The organism is Ferruginibacter sp. (genome assembly GCF_031391665.1).
GTDB lineage: Bacteria > Bacteroidota > Bacteroidia > Chitinophagales > Chitinophagaceae > Ferruginibacter.
In genome coordinates this window covers 1-9,904 of sequence record NZ_JANMUN010000237.1, presented here as the reverse complement: position 1 = coordinate 9,904, position 9,904 = coordinate 1, and the positions used below count along the sequence as shown (strand labels likewise).

Genomic DNA, 9,904 nt, shown 5'->3' with positions numbered 1-9,904 from the left:
ATTGCTGCCGGTGTTGTTTCGGTTGATATACCGCCATACTTTGCTTCAAAATCGAAAAATTCTTTTTGCGTTGATACTTCTGTAAATGGTAAAACAATTATTTCTCCATTGCTTTTGAAAACGCCAACGGTAAATTCTCTTCCCTGAATCATTGACTCCACCAATACCTGGTCATCTTCCAAAAAAGCTTTTTCCAATGCTTCTTTTAACTGGCTTCCTTCATTCACTTTGCTCATGCCAATACTTGATCCTCCGTTATTAGGTTTTACAAAATAGGGCAGATGCAATTGACTTAAAATTGCATCCAAACTATATTCAGTATGCTTAAATAAATGTACTGATGAAGCCACTGCAATGCCAGCCATGTTTGCTACGGCAACGGTATATCTTTTATTAAAAGTAAGTGCAGATGTTGCTGCATTACAAGAAGTGTATGGCAATTGCAGTACATCAAAATAGCCTTGCAGTTTTCCATCTTCGCCGGGTGTGCCATGCAGCCCAACAAGTACTGCATCAAATTTTATTTTTGTTCCATTTACAATTATGGAAAAATCATTTTTATCAACAGCAATTTTTGAATCCTCACCTGCCATGTAAAACCAACCCTCAGGATTGATATCAATTTTATAGCAATCCCATTTGTCAGTATCAATATTCTTTTCTATGGCAATGGCACTTTTGTACGAGATAACGGCTTCGCCTGAGTAACCGCCGGTAACAAGTGCAATCTTTTTTGTCATTCTGTTTGTAAGGGGTTGTTTAAACTAAAACCAAATATAGTTTACTATTTCGAATTGCTATTTTCAGTTTTCAATATTACAGTTTCTTTACAAATTTTAATACAGCATTATAAATATATACTTATATACTATTCTTCTTCGCCCACTCCTTCATTGCCACTGTCTAATACAAATTTCCATTTGCCGTCTGCCTGTTTTTTCCAAATGCTTACATAAGTGCCGTAAGTGGCGGTGTCTTTTCCATTGGGCTTAAAAGCATATACTCCATAGGTGTAACCCAGTTCGCCAGACTGTGCAATAAACCCGGCTTCGGGCTCCCATTGTAAAGTGTAAGCACTGTCGTTTTGCTGAATTAAATAATCAATCGCCTCGGCACCCAAAATTGGATAACGGTTTGGTTTAAGTAAAACACCGTTACTGTCTATATATTCTAAAAAAGCATTCTTCATCCCTTTTTGTACACTTAATTTAGAAAACGCCCTGTCGGTATCCATCATTTTTTGCTTTTCATCGGGGCCGGTAATTATTTTTTTCTTTGGGAAAAGATTACAGGAAAAAAGAAAAACCAATAAGATAACTGGTAAAAGTTTATACATTCGTTATAAATTCATTTTTATATTCAAAATCTTGTCAAATATAAAAATATTATTTTGAAAGACACTGTAATAAATAGCCTCAATACAATTCATCCTCTCTCCGATAATCTTAAAATTTTTTTATTTAATAATTTAAAACCCGTTACCCTTCATAAAAAAGAGATTTTTTTGAAGCAGGGCGAAATCAGTAATAAAGTTTCTTTTATTATATCTGGCCTTTTAAGAGCTTATTATATTACTGAGGAAGGAATTGATACATCAGTTTGGTTTATGAAGGAAGGTGATATAAGCATTTCAGTAAGAAGCTTTTTTGAGAGAAAACCTAGTGAAGAATTTATTGAAGCAATTGAAGATACTGTGTTGCTGTATATTACTTATGATGAACTGCAAAAAGCGTATGATTTATTCCCCGAGTTTAATATTGTAGGCAGAAGGTTTACAGAAAAATATTATGTACTTTCTGAAGAAAGATTGTTAGGTATAAGAAATAAAAAAGCTGTAGAACGTTACAGATTCTTATTAAAACATCATCCGGAAATTTTATTAAGAGCCCCGTCTCAATACATCGCTTCTTACTTAGATATTGATAAAGCAACTTTAAGCAGGCTTAAATCCAAAATGTAGCAACTGCTTTTTTTTTGACTTTTGTCATTTTGTTTTATCTCCTTTCCATTTAGTTTTGTTTAGTGATAAATATTTTTTGTTTATTAAGTTAAATATTAAAAAATGCAACTATGCTGATAACAATTTTTATAGTATTTGGATGTTGTTTTTTATTGGAAAGATTAATTCCGGGGTGGAAGCTACCAGATGTACCCACATGGACAATAAGAGTATTGGCAGTAAACTTTGTGCAATTGGGTGTTGTGACACTTGCAGGAGTAACTTGGGAAAAATGGTTTTCAGCCTATTCTTTATTTCACCTTTCCAACCATGTTAATTCTGTGTTGGGCGGATTGATTGCATACTTTATTGCAACTTTTATTTTTTACTGGTGGCACAGGTGGCGTCATACCATCGATTTTTTATGGACACATTTTCATCAAATACATCACAGTCCACAACGAATAGAAGTAATCACTTCTTTTTATAAACATCCTCTAGAAATGACAGTAAATTCAATAATTGGCAGTTTGCTGGTTTATTCATTACTGGGATTAAGTTTAGAAGCTGGAGGCATTTATACACTTTGTACCGCATTAGGAGAATTTTTCTACCACACCAATGTTAAAACACCACAATGGGTTGGCTATATTTTTCAGCGGCCGGAAATGCACAGGATACATCATGAATATAACAAGCACACCAACAATTACGGTGATATAGTTTGGTGGGATATGCTGTTTGGCACTTATGAAAACCCTAAAGAATTTAAAACATCCTGTGGTTTTGATAATGAAAAAGAACAGCGGCTCTTTGATATGCTGAAATTTAAAGACATACATAAGGAAAATGATAAATTGCAAGAATAAATAAAATAGTAATAGTAAAATATTTTTATGAAGTTAATATTTAATTTAGGCCAAACTTTTTATTTACTTATAACTTTTTCAATTTTAATTGTTCATAATGAATATTGGGATTCGCCATTGATATTATGGATTCTACTCAATCTACAAAATACAGCTACTAATTATATTTATCCACTTTTACCTTTTTTATCATTGTCGATGTTTCTGTTTACAATGGCAAAGTATGGTAAACAAAATTTTTTCATTTTGAAATATATAATTAATATAACAGCATATCTTTTATTACTTGGCTCAGTATTCTTACCGCCATATTTAGAAGGGGAATCGAATGAAGGGCTGTTTAATGGGATTATCCCTTTTATAACCCTGCTCCTATTTTTCCTTTCTTCTATATGCTTTTTAATTACTAATATTACCGGGTTAATAAAAATTTCGGCTGGTAAACAGTCTTAACTAAATTCAAAACCATTTTTTTATTTTTTATTATTATAAAAACAAAAAGGCGAAAGTAATTTTAATTACCCTCGCCATTGTAGCAGGAAATATCACCTGCCTGTAGTATCCGCTTCCACGGATTATAAAAATTTTGACAATTCACTTTTGGCCATTCACCTCTATGCCAAATGCATTTTATCTTTTTTAGCTAACAACTCATCTACAGTTTCTTTATACATATCATCGGGCACACAACAATCTACCGGGCAAACTGCTGCACATTGCGGCTCTTCATGAAAACCCTGGCACTCCGTACACTTATTGGGTGTAATATAATAAATATCTGAACTCACTGGTGCATTTCTTTGGTCAGCGTCTACCTGCGTACCATCTAACAAAGTAAACATTCCTTTTACAGTGGTGCCATCGGAAACAGCCCACTCCACTCCACCTTCGTAAATTGCATTGTTCGGACACTCCGGTTCGCATGCACCGCAGTTAATACATTCGTCTGTAATTTTTATTGCCATCTTCTGTCGTAATTTTGATTTTTTTAAACTTACCTTTTGGTTACAGGTGCAATTTAATAATAACAATATGAATTTACAAAATAGAATTGAATTATTACAAAAATTAAAAAATTATTTAGAAGACAACGATACCGAATGGCAGGAAGTAAAAGCAAACGCAACAGCACATAACGGCTGGTTTATTCCGGGTTTTATTGATTTGGCTGTACAAAATATTTGTACAGCATTTTTAGATACTGATAAATTAACCGCCTGGGCAAATCATTATCACCTGGATGATAATATTAACGGAAAGAATATTGGGCTGGTAATGGCGGGCAATATTCCGTTAGTGGGCTTTCACGATTTTTTATGTGTGTTTGTAAGCGGCCACACACAAACCATAAAATTATCGGGTAAAGATGATGTGCTGCTGAAACATATTGTACAAAAATTATACAGCTGGGATATCAGCGTTCAAAATTATATTTCGTTTGCCGAAATGCTGAAGGGATGCGATGCATATATTGCTACGGGCAGCAATAACAGCGCAAGATATTTTGAACAGTATTTTGCAAAGTATCCCAGCATAATACGCCGCAACCGTACATCGGTAGCAATTTTATATGGAAAAGAAACTGAAGAAGAACTGGATAAGCTAAGTGATGATGTACATTTATATTTTGGATTGGGCTGCCGCAATGTTACCAAAATATTTGTACCGTCAGCCTATGATTTTGTGCCTTTGTTAAAAGCTTTTGATAAGTATAAATATTTTGCCGATCATCATAAATACAAAAACAATTACGATTACCAATTGTCGATTGCTTTGATGAATAATATTTACTACATGACCAATGAAAGCACCTTATTAATTGAGAGTGAAGAAATTTTCTCAGCCATCAGCCAGTTAAATTACAGTTTTTATGACAATGCTGAAAAAGTGACAGCGTTACTGAAAGACAATTCAGATGTGCAATGTATAGTTGGGCAACAGCATACTCCTTTTGGGCAGGCGCAGCAACCGGGCTTATTTGATTATGCGGATGGCGTGGATACGATGCAGTTTTTGTTAACTTTATAAAGAGATGGGAAGTTTAGGGGTTTAGAAAACATGTACGAAGCTCTTCCTAATTAACTGTTAAAGATGGCAGTTGGTAAATCGCAATTTGTCAGTTCTGCGTTACTTTGTATTGTTGGGCATAAGAGTTGATGTTTAAAAAGGAAAGTTGAAAGTTGCACTCTCCGCTTTAATAAAAGTTGAATAAATTTATACTGTTGAAGAGTGCGACGCCAATGAAGCCAAATAGAAATTCTGAAGCCTGGCTCAAAAAAATAAAAAATTAAAAATAAAACCTAAGAAAAAATGAAAATGAAACAAGTGTTATCTACAGTAGCTATTAGTGCTGTTACCGCCCTTGCAGTAATTTGGGGCTATGGTAAATTTATTAAACACAACGATACCTATGCCGGCCAGCAGGCGGGTATTACACCTAATAATTATAAATACGCCGGCTTTACAGATGGTGGTACACCACCACCGGGTACGGTTGATTTTACAGCTCCGGCTGCAGCTGCTTCCCCAACGGTAGTGCACATTAAAACAAAAACCAACGCCAAGCAGGTAAATAATAATCTGCCCCGTACAAGGCCGGCTAACCCCTTCAGCGATTTGCTGGATGATGATATGTTTAACCAATTTTTTGGTGGCCGTGGAAATGTTATTCCGGAACAAAGGGCAAGTGGCTCGGGTGTTATTGTTAGTGAGGATGGCTACATTATTACCAATAACCATGTGGTGGATAAAGCAGACGAGTTAACAGTAACCTTAAGCAATAAAAAAACTTACAAAGCAAAAGTTGTTGGTACCGACCCTGCTTATGATTTAGCAGTTATAAAAATTGAAGCAGCTGGTTTACCATTTATATTGTACGGCAACAGCGATGATTTAAAAATTGGCCAGTGGGTTTTAGCCATTGGTTATCCTTTTAATTTAGAAACCACCGTTACTGCCGGAATTATAAGTGCTAAAGCAAGAAGCCTTGGATTAAACAGGGACAGAACAGGTGGTGCGGCAGCTGGCGTGGAATCTTTTTTACAAACAGATGCTGCAGTTAACCAGGGCAACAGCGGTGGTGCATTAGTTAGCACCGATGGAAAATTAGTAGGAATAAATTCTGCCATTGCATCTCCTACCGGTTATTACTCCGGTTATTCTTATGCTATACCGGTTAACATAGCCAAAAAAGTGGTGGATGATATTATAAAATTTGGAACTGTACAACGTGGTTTTTTAGGTGTGCAATATGTAAATGCCAGCGACCTTGATGAAGAAGCAAAGAAAAGAGCTGGTGTGCCCTCTACCGCCGAAGGTGTGTATGCACAGGAAGTGCCTGCTGATGGTGGTGCTTATGCTGCCGGCATTCGTAAAGGTGATGTGATTAGAAAAATTGATGCTACTGAAGTAAGCAATGGCGCCGAAATGCAGGGACAAATAAGCCGTTTTAAACCCGGTGATAAAATACCGGTTACTTATTTACGCAATGGCAAAGAAAATACTGTTATTGTTACACTTAAAAATAAGGCCGGCAATTTTGATATTGTAAAAGCAGATGCTTCTATAGATATATTGGGTGCCCAGTTGGTAACCTTAGATGCTAAAAAAGCAAAAGATTATGGTGTTGCAGGTGGTGTGATAGTTAAAAAAATAAACGAAGGTGCTTTAAATGATCAAACCCGTATGAAAGATGGTTTTGTAATTTTAAAACTTAATGATAAAGAAGTAAAATCGATAGACGAATTAAAAGTTGCTATCGGTGCAAATAAAAATGTTACTATCAGTGGATTTTATCCGGGTTATGATGGCATGTATGAATACCCGATTACATTAGGTGCTGAATAATATTTTAGATTATTAAAATAAAATGCCGGAGTTTTTATTCCGGCATTTTTTATGCTATCAATTATTCAAAAACTAACAAGGGTATTTTTATAAGCCGTATTAAATGGTAAATCAAAAACCTTCCACCTTTATTAGAATATAATAATGTTCAACACTGCAATATCCCTGCTAACATAAATTATTTATCCCCCCAAATAAAAAACCCGCCATGCAGCGGGTTTTTATAAATCATAAAATTCCTTTTATTTTTTTATCAATTTTAAACTTTGCACTTCGCCACTGCCGTCATCATATTTTACAATATAAATTCCTTTGGGCAGGTTACTGATATTAACCTGTGTTTGCAATGTGTTCAGGCTGGCTTTAACCTGGCGTACTACTCTTCCTTCAGGGCTTACTATTGTGATAAATGTACGCTCTGGAGATTTATTATGCTGTATGGTTACCTGGTCGGTTGCAGGTACCGGGTACAGTTGTATTTGTGTACCGGTTTGCTCCCTCACATAAACTTTTATGATAGAAGAATATTTACTTCTGCCATCAAAGTCAATATTTTTTACACGGAAGAACATAGTTTGCATTTGCTTGCCGGGGTAATCTAAACTGTATATCTTTTTTCCGCTTGCAGTTACATAACCGGCACTGGTAATGTCAACACCATTGGTACTGCTTTCTACATAATAACCTTTTACATTTATTTCTTCGCCAACATTCCACAACAGTTTTACACTGCCATCATTATCCCTACGGGCAACAAATCCTTCAAATGTTACAGGCAATGGACCACCTGCTACAGATAATGCCAGGTTATCAAATGTTATATTACCGGGTAGTATAGCCCTGAAAGTGAATTCAAACCTGATCTGCCGGCCAATGGTTAGGTCTGCATCGGTTAATAATAAGCATATACTTCCCGAAGTGCCGGGTAAAGCAGTGTAAACCGGGCCGTTAGCGGTATTGGCTAATATTTCCAGTGGAGGACTGGTAGCTCCTGATATAACCCTGATACGGAATTCGGTACCGGCTGGAGCCACATAACTAAAACCAATAGTTGCCCTGCCCTCTTCGCTTTGAAGATATACAGGAGAAATAAGACTGCCATTTCTTACAGTCAGTCCGCTGCTTTCCAGTTCTGCACCTAATCCGGCATTCCAAAAAAATGCAACGTCGTTTCCATCCGAGTAAATACTTGGAGAACTAAAGCCTTCATCGGAAGCATTAAAATTTCGGAAGACGGTACAATTTGTAGCCGTTGTAACAATTGTTGGAGATTGTGCAATAGCAACAATTCCCGAAGCGATCGCAATCGCAGAGAGTAAAAACTTCTTCATAAATTTTTTTTTAATAGTGTAGAGATAAAATTCAAAAAATGAATTTTCAGAGAGATGTGGGATTTAATTCTTACAGAAGTTTTGCGGAAGGATTGGATAAATAATTTCTACACATAAAATTTCAATAATGATGCCTGTTATTATTTTTTATGATTTCTAAGCCTGCGACTTATATAATTACAGTAAAAATTTTGATGTATTGCGCTTAATGATGTTGATAAATAAAAATAGGTTGCTTTTTTAAATAGAATTATTTGGCAAGGTATATTTCATGTAATGTGAAATCATTTCTACACTTTGGGAAAATAAAATATTTCGCAGCATATAAAATAAATATGAAAAGCAAATCAATTGGCAGATTACAACGGAACAATATTATGGGCTGGAAGCTGGAGCTTCCAGGTACAAAAAAAACCCTCTCACTTTTCAGTAAGAGGGATTTTGTATTTTTTTGCAAATTGCCAACTATCAATTTGCCTATTATCTTAATATCCCATTCCACCCATATCAGGTGCACCATGAGCATGAGGCGCTTCCTCTTTAGGTCTGTCGGCAATTACAGCTTCTGTAGTTAACAGCATACCTGCAATTGAAGCAGCATTTTCTAAAGCAACACGGCTAACTTTAGTTGGATCAATAACACCAGCTTTAAAAAGGTTTTCATAAGCTTCTGTTCTAGCATTAAAACCAAAATCGCCTTTACCTTCTTTAATTTTTTGTACCACGATAGAACCATCAATACCTGCATTTGCAGTTAATGTGCGGATAGGCTCTTCTAATGCACGGCGAACGATGGCCATACCGGTTTGCTCATCAGCTATCTGGCCTCTAACCTTAGGTTCCAAAGCTTCAATAGCACGGATGTAAGCAACACCACCACCTGGTACAATACCTTCTTCAACTGCAGCACGGGTTGCATGTAATGCATCATCAACACGGTCTTTCTTTTCTTTCATTTCCATTTCGGTAGCAGCGCCAATATATAATACTGCAACACCACCAGCCAATTTAGCTAAACGCTCCTGTAATTTTTCTTTATCGTAATCTGAAGTGGTATTTTCTATTTGTGCTTTAATTTGATTTACTCTTGAAGTAATATCTTTTTTGGCACCTTTACCACCAACGATTGTAGTGTTGTCTTTATCAATTGTTATCGATGCAGCCTGACCTAAGAAAGTTAAATCAGCAGCTTCTAATTTATGACCTAACTCCTCACTGATAACAGTACCTGCAGTTAAGATGGCAATATCTGTAAGCATTTCTTTTCTTCTGTCGCCAAAGCCCGGAGCTTTTACTGCAGCCACTTTAATAGTGCCACGTAATTTATTTACCACCAATGTTGCTAATGCTTCGCCTTCTAAATCTTCAGCAATAATTACTAAAGGACGGCCGCTTTGAGCAACTTTTTCCAGAATGCTCAAAATATCTTTCATTGCAGAAATCTTCTTATCATAAATCAAGATAAAAGGATTTTGTAATTCAGCCTGCATTTTTTCGCTGTTGGTTACAAAGTACGGAGATATATAACCTCTGTCAAATTGCATACCTTCAACTATATCAACTGTTGTATCTGTACCCTTTGCTTCCTCAACAGTTATTACACCTTCTTTACCCACTTTTACAAAAGCTTCGGCAATTAATTTACCAATGGTTTCGTCGTTGTTGGCAGAGATGGTGGCTACCTGCTGTATTTTTTTACTGTCGTTACCAACAGTTTGAGATTGTGCTTTTAAATTTTCAACTACAATGCTAACTGCTTTATCAATACCTCTTTTCAAATCCATTGGGTTTGCACCGGCAGCTACCATCTTTAAACCTTCGCTTATAATTGACTGAGCCAAAACAGTTGCAGTTGTTGTACCATCACCTGCAATATCTGCAGTTTTGCTGGCCACTTCTTTCACCATTTGAGCACCCAT

At 36.0% G+C, this 9,904-nt stretch carries 10 protein-coding genes; 5 read left to right on the top strand and 5 right to left on the bottom strand.

Annotated elements, in window-relative coordinates:
- The coding region (locus ACY651_RS18170; protein ID WP_462254925.1) for an ATP-grasp domain-containing protein at window positions 1-740 on the bottom strand (740 nt) is incomplete at its 3' end.
- 128 nt (window positions 741-868) lie between these two features.
- Window positions 869-1,336 (bottom strand): YybH family protein, encoded by a 468-nt coding sequence (locus ACY651_RS18165; RefSeq protein WP_462254924.1) that lies wholly within the window; start codon window positions 1,334-1,336, stop codon window positions 869-871.
- Between the two features lie 54 nt (window positions 1,337-1,390).
- Here ACY651_RS18165 and ACY651_RS18160 point away from each other — a divergent pair, with 54 nt between their 5' ends.
- From ACY651_RS18160 to ACY651_RS18150, 3 genes are all read left to right on the top strand, one after another.
- Window positions 1,391-1,960 (top strand): Crp/Fnr family transcriptional regulator, encoded by a 570-nt coding sequence (locus ACY651_RS18160; protein WP_462254923.1) that lies wholly within the window; start codon window positions 1,391-1,393, stop codon window positions 1,958-1,960.
- A gap of 110 nt (window positions 1,961-2,070) precedes the next feature.
- Window positions 2,071-2,808 carry a sterol desaturase family protein gene (locus ACY651_RS18155; RefSeq protein ID WP_462254922.1) on the top strand — a complete coding sequence of 246 codons (738 nt, stop codon included), beginning with the start codon at window positions 2,071-2,073 and terminating at the stop codon, window positions 2,806-2,808.
- A 27-nt stretch (window positions 2,809-2,835) separates the two neighbouring features.
- Complete coding sequence (locus tag ACY651_RS18150) at window positions 2,836-3,261, top strand: hypothetical protein (RefSeq protein WP_462254921.1); 426 nt, start codon at window positions 2,836-2,838, stop codon at window positions 3,259-3,261.
- A 161-nt stretch (window positions 3,262-3,422) separates the two neighbouring features.
- Here ACY651_RS18150 and ACY651_RS18145 read toward each other — a convergent pair whose 3' ends face one another.
- On the bottom strand, window positions 3,423-3,773 hold the full coding sequence (locus ACY651_RS18145; RefSeq protein WP_462222633.1) for a 4Fe-4S dicluster domain-containing protein: 351 nt from the start codon (window positions 3,771-3,773) through the stop codon (window positions 3,423-3,425).
- A gap of 67 nt (window positions 3,774-3,840) precedes the next feature.
- Here ACY651_RS18145 and ACY651_RS18140 point away from each other — a divergent pair, with 67 nt between their 5' ends.
- Entirely contained in the window at window positions 3,841-4,836 is a 996-nt protein-coding gene (locus tag ACY651_RS18140; protein ID WP_462254920.1) for an acyl-CoA reductase, read from the top strand.
- A gap of 288 nt (window positions 4,837-5,124) precedes the next feature.
- Entirely contained in the window at window positions 5,125-6,654 is a 1,530-nt protein-coding gene (locus ACY651_RS18135; RefSeq protein WP_462254919.1) for a trypsin-like peptidase domain-containing protein, read from the top strand.
- Between the two features lie 242 nt (window positions 6,655-6,896).
- Here the strand turns inward: ACY651_RS18135 and ACY651_RS18130 are convergent, their stop codons facing one another.
- Together ACY651_RS18130 and groL are read right to left on the bottom strand one after the other, a co-directional pair.
- Complete coding sequence (locus ACY651_RS18130; RefSeq protein WP_462254918.1) at window positions 6,897-7,985, bottom strand: T9SS type A sorting domain-containing protein; 1,089 nt, start codon at window positions 7,983-7,985, stop codon at window positions 6,897-6,899.
- Between the two features lie 485 nt (window positions 7,986-8,470).
- The coding region (gene groL, locus ACY651_RS18125) for a chaperonin GroEL (RefSeq protein WP_462254917.1) at window positions 8,471-9,904 on the bottom strand (1,434 nt) is incomplete at its 5' end.